The sequence below is a fragment of the Dysgonomonas sp. HDW5A genome (assembly GCF_011299555.1).
In the GTDB taxonomy this organism is placed as follows: Bacteria; Bacteroidota; Bacteroidia; order Bacteroidales; family Dysgonomonadaceae; genus Dysgonomonas_A.
Map to the genome: position 1 here is coordinate 3,762,620 of NZ_CP049857.1, position 14,829 is coordinate 3,777,448.

18 protein-coding genes are annotated in these 14,829 nt (G+C 34.3%); 11 read left to right on the top strand and 7 right to left on the bottom strand.

Features of this window, described 5'->3' with window-relative positions; translation table 11 throughout:
- Positions 1–100: 100 nt before the first annotated feature.
- Both G7050_RS15440 and G7050_RS15445 read left to right on the top strand, forming a co-directional pair.
- Entirely contained in the window at positions 101–355 is a 255-nt protein-coding gene (locus G7050_RS15440; protein ID WP_166117059.1) for a hypothetical protein, read from the top strand.
- A gap of 169 nt (positions 356–524) precedes the next feature.
- Positions 525–1,727, top strand: a complete 1,203-nt coding sequence (locus G7050_RS15445; protein ID WP_166117061.1) for an MFS transporter — start codon at positions 525–527, stop codon at positions 1,725–1,727.
- A 19-nt stretch (positions 1,728–1,746) separates the two neighbouring features.
- Here G7050_RS15445 and G7050_RS15450 read toward each other — a convergent pair whose 3' ends face one another.
- Positions 1,747–2,916, bottom strand: a complete 1,170-nt coding sequence (locus G7050_RS15450) for a DUF418 domain-containing protein (protein ID WP_166117063.1) — start codon at positions 2,914–2,916, stop codon at positions 1,747–1,749.
- A gap of 228 nt (positions 2,917–3,144) precedes the next feature.
- Between G7050_RS15450 and G7050_RS15455 the strand changes: the two genes are divergently transcribed.
- Positions 3,145–4,224 carry a glycosyltransferase family 9 protein gene (locus tag G7050_RS15455; protein ID WP_166117065.1) on the top strand — a complete coding sequence of 360 codons (1,080 nt, stop codon included), beginning with the start codon at positions 3,145–3,147 and terminating at the stop codon, positions 4,222–4,224.
- 9 nt (positions 4,225–4,233) lie between these two features.
- Here G7050_RS15455 and G7050_RS15460 read toward each other — a convergent pair whose 3' ends face one another.
- The 5 genes from G7050_RS15460 to feoB all read right to left on the bottom strand — a co-directional run bounded on the left by G7050_RS15460 (position 4,234) and on the right by feoB (position 8,324).
- Entirely contained in the window at positions 4,234–4,791 is a 558-nt protein-coding gene (locus G7050_RS15460; RefSeq protein ID WP_166117067.1) for a DUF1697 domain-containing protein, read from the bottom strand.
- 18 nt (positions 4,792–4,809) lie between these two features.
- The gene (locus tag G7050_RS15465; RefSeq protein WP_166117069.1) at positions 4,810–5,253 is read right to left on the bottom strand and encodes a GNAT family N-acetyltransferase; all 444 of its coding nucleotides are present in this window, start codon (positions 5,251–5,253) and stop codon (positions 4,810–4,812) included.
- An 87-nt stretch (positions 5,254–5,340) separates the two neighbouring features.
- A complete protein-coding gene (locus tag G7050_RS15470) occupies positions 5,341–5,529 on the bottom strand; it encodes a hypothetical protein (protein ID WP_146212723.1) in 189 nt (62 codons plus the stop codon).
- Positions 5,530–5,617: 88 nt separating this feature from the next.
- Positions 5,618–5,770, bottom strand: a complete 153-nt coding sequence (locus tag G7050_RS15475) for a hypothetical protein (RefSeq protein ID WP_166117071.1) — start codon at positions 5,768–5,770, stop codon at positions 5,618–5,620.
- A 73-nt stretch (positions 5,771–5,843) separates the two neighbouring features.
- Positions 5,844–8,324, bottom strand: a complete 2,481-nt coding sequence (gene feoB / locus G7050_RS15480; protein ID WP_166117073.1) for a ferrous iron transport protein B — start codon at positions 8,322–8,324, stop codon at positions 5,844–5,846.
- Positions 8,325–8,663: 339 nt separating this feature from the next.
- Here feoB and G7050_RS15485 point away from each other — a divergent pair, with 339 nt between their 5' ends.
- The gene (locus G7050_RS15485; protein WP_166117075.1) at positions 8,664–9,419 is read left to right on the top strand and encodes a hypothetical protein; all 756 of its coding nucleotides are present in this window, start codon (positions 8,664–8,666) and stop codon (positions 9,417–9,419) included.
- Between the two features lie 94 nt (positions 9,420–9,513).
- On the opposite strand, the gene G7050_RS15490 is transcribed toward G7050_RS15485, so the two are convergent.
- Positions 9,514–10,923, bottom strand: a complete 1,410-nt coding sequence (locus G7050_RS15490) for a DHA2 family efflux MFS transporter permease subunit (protein WP_166117077.1) — start codon at positions 10,921–10,923, stop codon at positions 9,514–9,516.
- 145 nt (positions 10,924–11,068) lie between these two features.
- Between G7050_RS15490 and G7050_RS15495 the strand changes: the two genes are divergently transcribed.
- From G7050_RS15495 to hisF, 7 genes are all read left to right on the top strand, one after another.
- Complete coding sequence (locus G7050_RS15495) at positions 11,069–11,473, top strand: VanZ family protein (protein ID WP_166117079.1); 405 nt, start codon at positions 11,069–11,071, stop codon at positions 11,471–11,473.
- The gene (locus G7050_RS15500) at positions 11,473–11,997 is read left to right on the top strand and encodes a TlpA disulfide reductase family protein (RefSeq protein WP_166117081.1); all 525 of its coding nucleotides are present in this window, start codon (positions 11,473–11,475) and stop codon (positions 11,995–11,997) included. The genes G7050_RS15495 and G7050_RS15500 overlap by 1 nt, the downstream gene beginning before the upstream one ends.
- 2 nt (positions 11,998–11,999) lie before the next feature.
- Positions 12,000–12,347 (top strand): multidrug efflux SMR transporter, encoded by a 348-nt coding sequence (locus G7050_RS15505; protein WP_166117083.1) that lies wholly within the window; start codon positions 12,000–12,002, stop codon positions 12,345–12,347.
- Positions 12,344–12,664 carry a multidrug efflux SMR transporter gene (locus G7050_RS15510; protein ID WP_304487105.1) on the top strand — a complete coding sequence of 107 codons (321 nt, stop codon included), beginning with the start codon at positions 12,344–12,346 and terminating at the stop codon, positions 12,662–12,664. Before G7050_RS15505 ends, G7050_RS15510 begins: the two co-directional genes overlap by 4 nt.
- Position 12,665: 1 nt before the next feature.
- Positions 12,666–13,256 (top strand): imidazole glycerol phosphate synthase subunit HisH, encoded by a 591-nt coding sequence (gene hisH, locus G7050_RS15515; RefSeq protein WP_166117085.1) that lies wholly within the window; start codon positions 12,666–12,668, stop codon positions 13,254–13,256.
- Positions 13,253–13,978: a 1-(5-phosphoribosyl)-5-[(5-phosphoribosylamino)methylideneamino]imidazole-4-carboxamide isomerase gene (hisA, locus tag G7050_RS15520; protein ID WP_166117087.1), complete on the top strand. Its 726-nt coding sequence runs from the start codon at positions 13,253–13,255 to the stop codon at positions 13,976–13,978. Before hisH ends, hisA begins: the two co-directional genes overlap by 4 nt.
- A 96-nt stretch (positions 13,979–14,074) precedes the next feature.
- Positions 14,075–14,827: an imidazole glycerol phosphate synthase subunit HisF gene (gene hisF / locus G7050_RS15525; RefSeq protein WP_166117089.1), complete on the top strand. Its 753-nt coding sequence runs from the start codon at positions 14,075–14,077 to the stop codon at positions 14,825–14,827.
- The last annotated feature ends 2 nt before the right edge of the window (positions 14,828–14,829 follow it).

A 14,829-nucleotide genomic window follows, 5' to 3' on the forward strand; every position in this document is an offset into this window, starting at 1 on the left:
TTATTTGTTAAATAAAAGCTTATTATTAAACATTTTGTCTTCGTATACTGTTTTTTAATTAAACTACAGGTAATAGATTTCTAACTTATACAATTTTGCTATGAAGACAAATGATCCCAAAAAGATAAAAGAAGGGGATATTTTATTTAGCGTTGATCCTCAAAAATTAATTATCGTAAAAGCGAATGTGAAAGAAGTGAAAAATGGATATGGAAAAGTTTCCATTAAAAATAGCTCATCTTCAGAAGAACAGTCAATTTCTATAGATAAATTCCCTGCTGAATGTTGCGGTATTCTTTTTTTTAAGACTCAAAATGAAGCTGAAGAATTTATAAAGACACAGATTGGTATTTAAGCTTTAATAGAAATGTCTCCCAATATAAATCGGGGGACATTTTTGTCTAAAAGAGGTTCATACTCTTTTTCTTCCCTATAAGATTCGTCCAACTTTTGTATTATTCATTATTATATATGTCTTACCTTTGCACGCTTAAATATTATTTCAGATTTAAATAATCTCGGCAATGAAAGGTAACGAAAAGGGATCGGTATTTTCAATTTTGATTTTACTGGGTGTTTCTCATATGTTTAATGACACACTACAAAATTTAGTACAAGCTGTATATCCTATGATTAAGGAGTCACTTGCACTGAATTTTAGTCAGATTGGCATTATTACGTTGGTATATCAGATGGCTGCATCCATATTTCAACCTATTATTGGAGCATATACCGATAAAAAACCACAACCATACTCTCTTCCTATCGGAATGACATTTAGCTTAATCGGAATTTTCGCTTTGGCTTTTGCTTCCGAATTCAGCCATGTATTATTTGCTGTATTCTTTGCAGGTATTGGATCATCTATATTCCACCCTGAAGCAAGTCGGCTGGCACATATGGCATCCGGTGGAAAACGAGGCTTAGCACAATCTATTTTTCAGGTAGGCGGCAATTTTGGGGGTTCTTTAGGTCCTTTATTAGCTGCACTGTTAATTGCACCGTATGGACAAAAAAACATAGCCTGGTTTTCAATTGTAGCTTTAGTTGCTATCGGGGTTATGTTATATATAAGTAAATGGTATAAACATCGCTTACTTTATATCAGAGCAAAATCCGTTACTCTTGAAAAAACAAAGGAAGTAAAATCAAAACCTGTTCTTACTCAGAAAGTAGTATTTACCCTTATTATTTTATTACTTCTTATTTTTTCCAAATATGTATACATGTCAAGCTTGACTAGTTTTTATACATTTTATTTAATTGAAAAATTCGGAGTCAGTATTCGTGACTCTCAAGTATACCTATTTATTTTTTTATTTGCAGTTGCTGCCGGAACTGTTTTAGGTGGTCCGATAGGGGATCGCTTTGGTCGTAAGTATGTCATTTGGTTTTCAATACTTGGTGCTGCTCCCTTTGCTCTTATAATGCCATATGCTGATTTAATGTGGACTTGTATTCTGAGTGTTATAATAGGTTTGGTATTGTCTTCTGCTTTTTCAGCTATACTTGTTTACGCCCAAGAACTTCTCCCCGGAAAAGAAGGTCTAATCGGAGGATTATTCTTTGGACTAGCTTTTGGTATAGCAGGAATTTCATCTGCCATTTTTGGTAATATGGCAGATAAACATGGTATTGAGTATATTTATCATATAGCAGCATTTATGCCTCTTATCGGATTGATTGCAGGATTATTACCCAATATAAAGAAGATGGGGACAGAGTAACTCCTGCAAATAGTAGACTTTAATCTTTTTTTGCTCCAATCCAAGTTGCTTTTCTCCAGATATATTCCAAAGGACCGTGCTTATGGCGTTTCATCCACCAGCAAGCAAAGCTATATTGAATTAAGAATAAGACAACTCCGAGTAAAAATGAGTATGTGATACATAATTTATCATGCAAGCCTAATCCCCAATTATAAAATAAGAACGAACCAATCATCGATTGAGTCACATAAGCAGTTAAACTCATTTTACCATATGGAGCCAGCTTTCCTAATATCTTATGAAAATCAGTAGTATAATATAGATTTATGATAAGCGAAATCATAAAAATCATAAACATAAGGTTGGCTAAAGGATTAAGTATTATTTTCAGAGACTTAAGTACCGGTTCATTCTCTATAAATTGTGGTAATAGGTTTGCCAGCCCACTTAAAGGAAAGAAACATAGAATGGATATAACTAAAGCTTTTTTCCAAAACCGGAGGTTTTCTTCTGTATTTAAGAATAGTTTGGTACGCCCAACCAGCATTCCAAACATGAATAGCGAAGCTGTTTGAAAAACACGACCATATTCCCATGCATATGAAAAATTGGCTAGCTGCCCTTCTTTTAGATTCATTTTGACTGTTTCCAGAAAGGTTCCGTTCATTTGTACTTTATATGCCTCTCCAAAATAATAAGACACTAAACTTTCTCCTGCAATATAATCGGGATTAAGTAATGCATAAACGAGTTTATACCATTCGAAGGGTTGCAGCATTAGAATAGTTGCAATTATGAAAACTGTTTTTGTTGATAACCGACAAACAAAGAGTAAAACAAATCCCATTATCGAAAAGAATACCAATATTTCGCCGGTAAAAAACATTGCATTTATATTCCCCCAAATAAACAGAAGTATTAATCTCCAGGCAAAACGAGGTCTGAAATCAGAACCTTTTTCAAGTCGGTTATTATCCTGAATGAAGAAACTAAACCCAAATAAGAGGGCAAAGATACCATATGCTTTACCCGAAAAGATAAAGAAAACCGAATCCCAAATAGCTTTATCTGTAAATTTAAGCCATTCGTTATCTACTTCAGGGAAAGAATAAAAATTAAAATGTTCAATGGTATGAATAAGAAATATTCCCATTACAGCAAAACCGCGCAAAACATCTGCGACATCAATTCGTTTAGCTTCACTCATAATATTAGATTGATAAATAATTAATGTTTACTTTTGCAAAAGTATTATATTATATCTGATATAAGAACAAAAGATCATTTTGTTCTTATAAAATGTGATAATCTCAGACAGAATAAAATATCTGTATTGACATTTCTTTAGAGTATCAAAATAATACTTAACCATAATGCAATATTGCTTTGTGAACTTTTTTACATCAAATGTGTTTCAACAAGTAAATTATCATCAATGAATCTAGGACAGAAGATTAATAACATCAGACGAGCTATAATGCATAGTTTAACCCAAAACATTGGCAATTCTAATATAAATAACAAAATTGCATGGAATGATGATACAATTAAAAATGTTCTAATTTGCAGACCGAATAATCGACTTGGAAATCAGCTATTAATAACACCACTAGTAAAAGATATTTTTGAAATTTTCCCAAATTGTAAAATTGATTTGTTTGTAAGAGGGAATCTAGCTCCTATTATATTTGAAAATTATGAGAATATAGATCGTATTATCAAATTACCTAGAAAACCATTTAAGGAGCTTGCTAACTATATAAAAGTTTGGATTTCATTGAGAAAACATCACTATGATATGGTGATCAATGTAGATAGAAACTCTTCTTCGGGGAGGCTTTCCACTAAGTTTACAAATGCCCGGTTTAAATTTTTCAATGATGTAGATGAAGAGCTTCAAGCCCAATATGAAGACTATGTACATATCGCCAAATTCCCAGTCTATAACCTTCGAAAATATTTAAATCAGTTAGGGTTACCTATTATTGATAAGCCTTTGCCATCATTAGATCTCAAGCTTAACACTGCTGAAATAATTAAAGGTAAAGAGATTTTAGATGCTATTGTTAGCAGTAAAAAGAAAACTATTTGCTTGTATACCTTTGCAACCGGAGATAAATGTTATTCTGAAAATTGGTGGGCAGACACTTATGAAAAAATAAAAAATGAATATGAAGAGACATATAATATACTGGAAGTTTTACCTATTGAAAATGTTTCTCAAATAGGTTTTAAAGCAACCTCATATTATAGTAAAGACATTCGTGAAATGGGGGCTTTAATAGCAAATACAGAATTGTTTATTGCAGCCGATAGTGGTATTATGCATCTAGCCAGTTCTGTTAAGATAACAACTGTAGGATTGTTTTCGGTTACAGATATAAATAAATATCAACCATACAACAATAATAGTATAGCAATAAATACTAATATTACTACAACTGAAGATTTAATAAAGGAGATAAACAGTGTTCTTCAGAAGAAAGATAAAGTTCAACTAGATTACGCAATATAAAATTATAGGTCAGCTCAGTTTCTGAGCTATTTGGTAGATTTTAGAGACAGAAGCCCATCCTCGTGTAGTAGCTACGACTTTCAGGTTGTTTTCGAAAAAAGTATTTGTAAGCTTCGTTTTACCATACCCATTGGAACAAAACAGATATATAGTTGATTTATAAAGAACGAATATATCTTCTTCCGATTTTTTTGCTATTTGATCAATCACATATTGGTCAGGATCATCCGATAAGAAGATAGTATATAGTTTTTGAGTATCCATATTCTGCTTTAGAAATGGATTATTTTCATATATATATTGGAACTCTGTAATGCTCTTCACAATTACAGGAACGGGAAAACCAAATTGCTTATTTAGTTCTCCGGATATTACGTCTGATAAATACTTACAATTATTGAAAGAAGTCTGGAATACGATATTTCCACTTTGGATATAGGTACGGACATTTTGAAATTGAAGTCCTTCATATAAAGTTTTTAATTCCTCCATCTTGACTTTTCGATGTCCACCCACATTAATGCCTCTCAACAGGGAAATATAGGTCTGTATTGAAGGATCACCCATTTTTTCTAGACTTTATGGTTATCTAATTTCATAATTGCAATTCAGATTATCATCACCTACAGTTGCTCCAAGCTTCTTATAAAATGCGATGGCTTCCTTATTCCAATCTAAAACCTGCCATTGAAGCGACTTGCAATTAGTTTGCCGAGCCAAATCGATTAATGCACATGCCAGCATTGTACCCACTGAAAAGCGTCTATATTTCTCTTTTACATATAGATCATCCAGATAAATCGCTTTCCCTGACCATGTGTGATATGTATAGCAATACAATGCGTATCCGATTGCTTCTCCTTTTTCATTTTCGGCAAGATAGCAATGATAACTTTCCTTATCTCTTGTTAAATCATCGATACTTATTTTCACTTTTTCTGATTTGCCCAAGTAAGTAGCAAATTCCTTAATCATATTAAATAATACAGGTATATCTTTTTCGGTGGTTTTTCGGATGCTAATGTTCATCTGTGCGGTGTTTATTTTTAAAAATAAATGATTGAAGTCTCTTTATTTTTACTAGAAAAGGCAGACCATATTTAAATGATCTACCTTTTAGTATGAGAGAGCCGTACCGATGGATAAAGACGAAACTCCGTTAAACAGGATTTGAGTGCCTCCATCCCTTTGTAATTCACTGCGCCTAAGCAATCCCGAAGGATGTGACCCGCCATTAGAATAGAGAAGCTTGTCTCGGAATTCGTATGTAATTGATGAGTTTCCCAATCGACCAGTACGACTCAATATTTTAAAGAAGACTCTTCTTCTATTTGTTCTTAATTGCTAATTCAAAAATAGAATATATTCTCGAAATATGCAAGTTTTACACGAGTTATTTAATTTTCTTAGAAACATTACAATGACAACTCGAACATCCGCATGGTCCTCCCGACTTCTCTTTCACAAAGAAAAAAGTATACATTTTATAACCAACAGTTCCTGCAACTGTTAGTCCTATTATTGCCACAATTATTTCTTGTATCATAATTCATAACTTTATTCTATAATTCTATCTTCTATATATAAAACAGATAGTTATTATACAAGGTTCAACATTTTCAAAAAAATAAACTTCCGATTTGAAATACCGAAAAGGATATGAGCCAAGCTAGCAGGGTAGTATATACTATGCTGAAAAGTCCCCATTTCCACGATCCGGATTCTTCCTTAATGGCTGCTATAGTTGCAATACATGGGAAGTATATCAAAATAAATAATAATAAACTGACTACCACTAAAGGTGTAAATGTGGGAGTACCATCGGGATTTGTACTACTTAATAAACGTTCTTGTAGAGATGATTGATCTTCATCTGCATTTCCGGTATATAAAACAGCCAAGGTACTAACAACAACTTCTTTCGCAGCACTTCCCGTAAGAAGACTTACGCCAATTTTCCAGTCAAAGCCCAAAGGTCTCATAACAGGCTCAATAAATTTACCGAGACGACCGATATAAGAATACTCTGTATGATCTGTCATCTTTAATGCTTCTTGCTCATCTATTTGTTCAGTCTTTACTTCTTCACTTATCAACCCATTCGTATAGTTTTCTTCTATTTGTCCTATTTGAGAATCTATCTGTTGATTTTCAATATTATTCTGAGGGAAATATCCCAAAAACCAGATAATAATTGAAGCGATCAGAATAACACCTCCCATTTTACGAAGATATTGTCTAGATTTATCCCACATGTGTCTGCAGACCGATTTGATGGTGGGCATACGATAGGGTGGTAATTCCATAACAAAAGGAGCATCTTCGCCCGCAAATAAAAAGCGTTTGAATAATCGTGCTGATATTACAGCCAGAAGTATTCCTATTATATACAGGCTAAATAGAGCTAAACCTGCATGAGATTGGAAAAATACACCGACAAAAAGTAAATACACGGGCAAACGAGCACTACATGACATAAACGGGTTGATAAGCATGGTGATCATCCGACTATTACGGCTTTCAATTGTACGTGTAGCCAATATCGCAGGCACATTACAACCGAATCCCATAATCAGAGGAATAAAAGATTTACCATGTAATCCCATTTTATGCATAACCTTATCCATGATAAATGCTGCACGAGACATATAACCGGAATCTTCCATAAATGAAATGAAAGCATATAGGATAACAATGTTAGGTAAGAATACAATAACACCACCAACTCCACCTATGATACCATCTACAATCAAATCTTTAAGTATACCATCGGGCATATATCCCCGAATAATATTACCTAACCATTCTACAGCAGATTCAATCCATCCCATAGGATAATCACCCAAGCGGAATGTGCATTCAAACATGACCCACATAAATATAAAGAAAAGCGGAAATCCCAAGTATTTATTAGTGACAATGGCATCAATAACACGGGTAGCATCCGATTCTTTCAACTTCTCTTTGAATGTTTCTTTCAACCCTCCCGCTACAAAACCATAACGGGCGTTAGTTATAGCCGATTCGGTATCTTCCTGAAGAGTGCTCTCGATATTTTTTACTTCTTGAGAAGTTGCTTGTAATATCTGATCAGCAGTTTGATAGGCATGTTTTATATATTTAGTTATTTCAACATCCTTCTCCAATAATTTAATCGATAAATATCGTGTAGGAAATATACGATCTATGCCTTTTTCTTTGTCTAATAAGATATTCGTTTTGCTAATAGCATTCTCGATAGTATGTCCATAATATATCTTGATGCGACGTACTACAGGCTCTTTGTTTTCATATACCCGAATTACGGCATCAAACAGATCAGGGATACCCATTCCTGATCGGCAAACAGTTGGAACAATCGGAATACCTAAGAGTTTAGACAACTTAATATGATCAAATTCGCTTCCACTTTCGCGAAGTTCGTCATACATATTTAAATCTATAACCATCGGAACTTCCATATCTATCAGTTCAGTAGTCAGATATAAATTACGTTCCAAATTAGAAGCTGCAATAACATTGATAACAACATCGGGCTTTTCTTCAATTAGAAACTTTCGGACATACAATTCTTCAGGGGTATATGCTGAAATAGAATAAGTTCCCGGTAAATCTACAATTTTGATCTGATATCCATTGTGCTTGAAGTTTCCCTCTTTAGAGTCAACCGTTACACCTCCATAATTACCCACATGCTCATGAGATCCCGATGCAATATTAAACAATGAAGTTTTTCCTGCATTTGGGTTTCCAACCAGTGCTATAGTTATTTGTTTTGTTCCGTTAGGAGCTTTTTTAAGAACGCACTCTTCGCAATCGTAATTATTTTCGAATGAATATTTTTCTTCAACAAGAGATTTTTTTTCTACTTTATCTTTAGGATATATTACTTCGATCAATTTAGCTTCGCTTCTTCTTAGCGAAACCTCATAGTCCATTATTTTATACTTAATCGGATCTTTGAGAGGAGCATTAAGGATGACTTTTATTGCTTTTCCTTTGATAAATCCCATTTCCAGAATTCGCTTACGGAAAGCACCACTGCCATTTACTTTTACAATAACACCAATCTCCCCGGTTTTGAGGTCAGATAGAAACATGTCTTCACATTATTTTAGAGATTACAAAGATGCTTATTTTTGCTGACAATATTCTTTACTATTTATAATAATTTTAAATAAGAACGTGTTTTTAAGGACTAATAGGTAATTTTATATATTCAAATAAATATCAGCTTTTTCTTTATTTATATATGATTTTGAAATCAAATATGCTATATTTATCTATTGTTTATTACCTTATGGAATAATTTTTATATAATTAGACACTGCGTGACATCTTTTATTCGAGAATATTTGTTATAAAAGATATCGATAATAGATGGTACAGTTTTTGATACTATTTATCACTAAAGTATAATCACCTAATGAAATTAGTTTATGAAAGAATTTGAAAAAATGCTTAATCAGTTGAGAGATTCATCGGGTGAATTAAAAGCTAATATGCACCTGCTGAATGAGATTGTTCCGGTGGAAGAACAAATGAAATACTTTGAATATTCGAAATATGTACAATCGAATAAGGAAAATACAGGGCTTGATCGCAATTATTTAATCGCAAAGCTTTTTACCCCTGAAATTGATATCGAAGACAGGCGCTATTACCTATCGGCATTAGCTGGAATTGTTGATGTTTCCGCTTATAGAGCGATCGAAACATATCATAGCAGTCCTCTTGAACCCGAATTGGCCAATTGGTCGGCTATGGCATTAGCCGAAAGTAAAATATTACTGGATGCCGATTTGTCAGGTGAGAAACAGTTTTTCGTGTCTACCGGATTAGGTGGAAAACAAGGCAAATTGCGTTATTTTTCGGTAATAGCATCTTCTGACCGTTCGGATTTTAATGATTTTCAAAAAGAAACTCTCTTGAGAGAATTACAATTTGCATTTAAAACCCATAATATAGAAGTTGAAAACATTGAAATTAAAACCAATTATCTGAAGATGTTTCTTCTCTGTGGTTTGAATCAGGATGGACACATTTGTATTGAAAATGCAATAAAAGAATGTAATGAGATGGGACATTTTGTTGATGATCAGTTTTTATTGACCAATGTAAAGAAAATAGAGGATTTCGAAATAGAGGAACTACTAAAAAGGAAAAACTCTGGATCTGATTCTAAAAGCGAGTAACTGATTAAGGTGACATATTTATAAAAACGGGGGTAGATGACTATCTACCCCCGTTTTTATATTCTTAATGTGATCACCGATAAAATATCAGATTTTATTTGTGTCCCGACATTTGTTCTCCATCATTGCTCTTTAATTGGCTAAAAACACCTGATGCCAGTAACGTTATTACTCCCAATATGAGGAATGTATATCTGAATGAAGATTCAATATCTCCGCCTGTTAACCAATTTGAAGATTCTGTTGTACGTAAAATTAAAGCACCTACCGATACTCCAAAGCTCATTGATAATTGCTGTGTAATTGCCAATAAACTATTTCCTCCACTGGCAACATCCGGAGTTAAGTCGGCTAATGAAATAGTATTCATAGACGACATTTGTATCGAATTTACTCCTCCATACATTACAAGTATAGGAATCAATAAATAGAGTGGGGTGGTCTTATCAGGTAAAGCAAACATAGCAATAACAAACCCCAGTATAATTGTATTTACAATCAATATATTTTTGTATCCAAATCGATGCACAAGGCGAACGACCTGAGATTTAGCTATAATAGTAGAGATAGCTGACACCATCATAATCAGACCCGATTCTGTGGATGTATGAAGAAATGCAATCTGTAACATCTGAGGGAGAAGAAACGGAACACTGCCAATCCCCAAACGCGTAAGCAGATTACCCAACAAACCTATCCTGAGAGTTCGTATAGAGAATAAATTTAAATTTATCAACGGGTAATTAACTTTTCTTGCATATAAGATATATAGCCCTCCGAACAGTACAGCCAAACCTAATATACCCAATATCAGCCACCAGGATATGGAGCTGTCTTCTCCAATTTCAAGGAATAATGATAAGCCAATAATTGCCGATGAGAATAAAACAAAACCTATAATATCAAAATTTTTACCTCCCCGAGTGAAATTAGGCATTACATATTGTGCGAAAAACAATCCAACCACTCCTATAGGAATATTAATCAAAAATATCCAATGCCATGTCGATACATCAACAATCCAGCCACCAAGCAATGGTCCAATAAGAGGCCCCACTAACCCCGGCATGGTAACAAAATTCATTACACTTAACAATTTACTCTTTGGATAAGCATATAGAAGTGCTAAGCGCGACACAGGTACCATCATAGAACCTCCAATAGCTTGTAATATACGAGAATATACTAAAAAGGAATAAGTGGTAGACAGTGCACACGATAACGAACCCAAGGTAAATAGAAAGACAGCAATACTGAAAATTCGTTTTGTACCATACTTGTCCGATAGCCATCCACTCACAGGAATCAGCAATGCCAGAGTCAAAGCATAGCTGACTACAACCGCCTGCATAGATAATGGTGAATGATTTAAATCTTTAGCTATAGTAGGCAAAGCTGTGTTTAAAATAGTTGCGTCTAGTGATTGCATAAACATAGCCATAGCCGCTAACCACGGTAACTTGGGTGATATATTGAGGGGCTGATTACTATCGTCCGATGACATATTATTTAATTACATTTTAATCCGGAGCTTACAACTCTCTTTTATTTTTGACAAAATTACGACTTATTCGAGTTAAAACTGTTACATTTTATATGCAAATGTCGATAATTTATAGCACCTTTGTATACGAAACAGGTAAAAGATTATGTCATATTCGTTAATTAGGTATTCAATTGTACCTATCATTATTTCGCTTGTTATTTTATACTTGTGTTGCTTTATTCCGGCAAATGATATCCCTGAGGTATCATTTGATTTTTTCATACCTATGGATAAGATAGTCCATTTTTGTATGTATCTTGGTTTGTCCGGAGCAACGGCAATAAATTATATACATGGAGAAAGAGGTTTTGTGAATACCCGCAAACTACTGATCGTTGCATTTTTACTTCCTATATTCTATGGTGGATTGATTGAAGTATTGCAACATTATTTTTTCCCTCCAAGAGCAGGGGATTGGTACGATTTTCTAGCAGATGCATTAGGTTCGCTAACAGCTTTACCTATTGCATTTCAATATAAAAATTACTTAAGAAAAAAACCTATATAATGAAGACCATTTTTTTGACATTTATCGTAACTTTGATATCTTTGAATATATATGCTCAGGATGATGACCGTAAATATCTTGTAAAAGTAGGAGATATGACTCCCGACTTTGAAATGGCAGTAGCAGATGGCACAACAATGAAACTCTCGGATCTTCGGGGTAAAGTTGTGATGCTTCAATTTACTGCTAGCTGGTGTGGAGTATGCAGAAAAGAAATGCCATTTATCGAATCGGATATCTGGCAAAGACATAAGAATAATTCTGATTTTGCTTTATTCGGAATTGATCGAGACGAACCCATTGAAACAATACTATCATTCGCGAAAAAAACAGGAGTTACTTATCCTATCGGATTAGACCCCAAAGCTGCTATTTTTGAGCTTTATGCTGAAAAAGATGCAGGTATTACGCGTAATGTAATTATAGGAAAAGACGGTAGGATAGTTATGCTCACCCGCCTATATGATCCTGAAGAGTTCAAAGAAATGGTAAAAGTAATTGATGACCTTTTAATCGAAAAATAAATATGGCTTGGTTATATCTCATATTAGCAGGAATTTCCGAAATAGTTTGGGCATATGGCTTAAAAGCAGCACATGGCTTTACTGATTTAAAGTGGAGTTTAATAACTCTGGGTTTTATGTTCGTTAGCTTTTACCTTTTTGCACATGCTATGCGTAAAATTCCTATTGGAACAGCTTATGCGGTTTTTACCGGAATAGGAGCAGCAGGTACCGCTGTAATAGGTATACTTTTCTTGAATGAGGGAACTGATTTCTTGAAAATTTGTTCATTAATAATCTTAATATTCGGCATCATCGGTCTAAAGCTGGTGAAAGAGGATAAAAAAGAAAATATAAAAGAAGAATTATGATTCCATGGATATTCCTCTTGATAGGAGGTGTTTGCGAAATCGGTTTCGTTACAATGATGAAGCTATCTGACGGCTTCAGAAAACTTAAATATTCAATATTAACTGTAGCCTTTATGGCGGTCAGTTTCTACTCATTATCTCATGCGTTAAAAACTATTCCTATTGGAACCGGGTATGCTGTTTGGTCAGGCATAGGTGCAGTAGGCAGTGTTATTATTGGCATGTTCTTTTTTAAAGAATCGAAAAGCTTTTTGAAAATAATATTCATTCTGATGATTATTATCGGCATTACAGGTTTAAAACTCTCTAGCAATTAAAATGGGAATAGTAATTATTAAATATAACGCAGGTAACATTTTTTCGGTCGATTCAGCTATGAAACGTTTAAATGTAGATGCCATAGTTACAGACGATATAGAACTTATCAGAAAAGCCGATAAAGTTATATTTCCCGGTGTAGGAGAAGCCAGTACTACCATGAACTATCTTAGAAGTACGGGGCTTGATAAGGTAATTAAAGACCTCAAACAACCCGTATTGGGCATTTGTTTAGGTATGCAATTGATGTGTAAACATTCCGAAGAGGGAAATGCCGATTGTTTGAATATATTTGATGTTGATGTAAAACGTTTTATTTCTCAAAAACATGAGGATAAAATACCACATATGGGGTGGAATACCATTACTGATGTAAAAAATCCACTTTTTGATACTTCCTTAGAAAATCAGTACGTTTATTTTGTTCATAGCTATTACGTACCGATCAATTCTAATACGGCTGCCACTACCGACTATATTTTGCCCTTTAGTGCAGCACTTCATACTGAGAATTTTTATGCTACGCAGTTCCACCCAGAAAAAAGTGGTAGTGTAGGCGAATATATACTAACCAATTTCTTAAAATTATGATAGAAATAATTCCGGCTATAGACATTATTGATGGAAAATGTGTACGTCTCTCCCAAGGAGATTACGGAGCCAAAACCATATATAATGAGAATCCACTTGAGGTAGCTAAGATGTTTGAAGATGCAGGTATTCATCGCCTACATTTGGTTGATTTAGATGGAGCTAAAGCCAAACGCGTAATCAACAATAAAGTATTGGAGGATATAGCAACACATACTTCACTTATTATTGATTTTGGAGGAGGTATTCAAAGCGAACAAGACATAGATATTGCATTTGCATCCGGTGCAGCCATGGTTACAGGAGGTAGTGTAGCTGCAAAAAACAGACAATTATTTGTTACCTGGATCAAAAAATATGGAGGTGATAAAATCATCTTAGGAGCTGATAGCAAGAACCGACATATAGCTGTTTCAGGTTGGCAGGAAGCTACAAGTCTGGATGTAGTTCCTTACATACGTAACTATATGCAATATGGTGTACAAAAAGTGGTTTGTACCGATATTACTAAAGACGGAATGTTAGGCGGTCCGGCGATTGATTTGTATAAGTTAATTATGAATCAAGTGCCTGATGTTTATCTTATTGCGAGCGGTGGTGTATCATGTAAACAAGATATATTGGATTTAGAAGCAGCAGGTATACCTGCCATCATAATGGGTAAAGCTATTTATGAAAACAAAGTAACTTTGAAAGAACTTGCTGAAATTCAAAATTCATAAAAGGTCTAAGCCCTTTATGAATTTTGAAGTGTTGATAAGGTTCTATATCATTAAATACTTTCAATTACTTATTATATTCGATTCAATTAATAAATTATGCTGGCAAAGAGAATAATTCCCTGCTTGGATATTAAAGACGGCACTACAGTAAAAGGGATAAACTTCGTCAATTTACGTGACGCAGGTGATCCCGTTGAACTTGGCATCAAATATAGTAAAGAGGGAGCCGACGAATTGGTTTTTCTAGATATAACAGCTTCGCATGAAGGACGAAAGACATTTACCGAATTGGTAGAACGAATCGCTCTAAATATAAGTATTCCGTTTACCGTTGGTGGTGGAATCAATGAATTAAAAGATGTAGACAGGCTATTGAGTGCCGGAGCTGATAAAGTTTCGGTTAATTCGACAGCTATACGCAATCCATTTTTAATAGATGAAATAGCTAAGAATTTCGGATCTCAGGTATGTGTTTGTGCTATTGATGCCCGTTTCGATGGTAAGCAATGGATGTGTTACACTAGTGGAGGACGTAACTTAACTGATAAAGAGCTATTCTCATGGGCGAAAGAAGTCGAAAATAGAGGAGCAGGCGAAATTTTATTTACCAGTATGAATCACGATGGAGTAAAGCAAGGCTATGCTAACGAAGCTCTATGCCATTTGTCCGAATCATTAAATATCCCCATAATAGCCTCCGGTGGAGCAGGAAATCTGCAACATTTTTCGGATGTCTTTAAAGATGGAAAAGCAGATGCAGCATTGGCTGCAAGCGTTTTTCATTTTGGCGAAATTGCCATAAAAGATTTAAAACACTATCTTCGTAATGAGGGGATAAATGTGAGATAAGG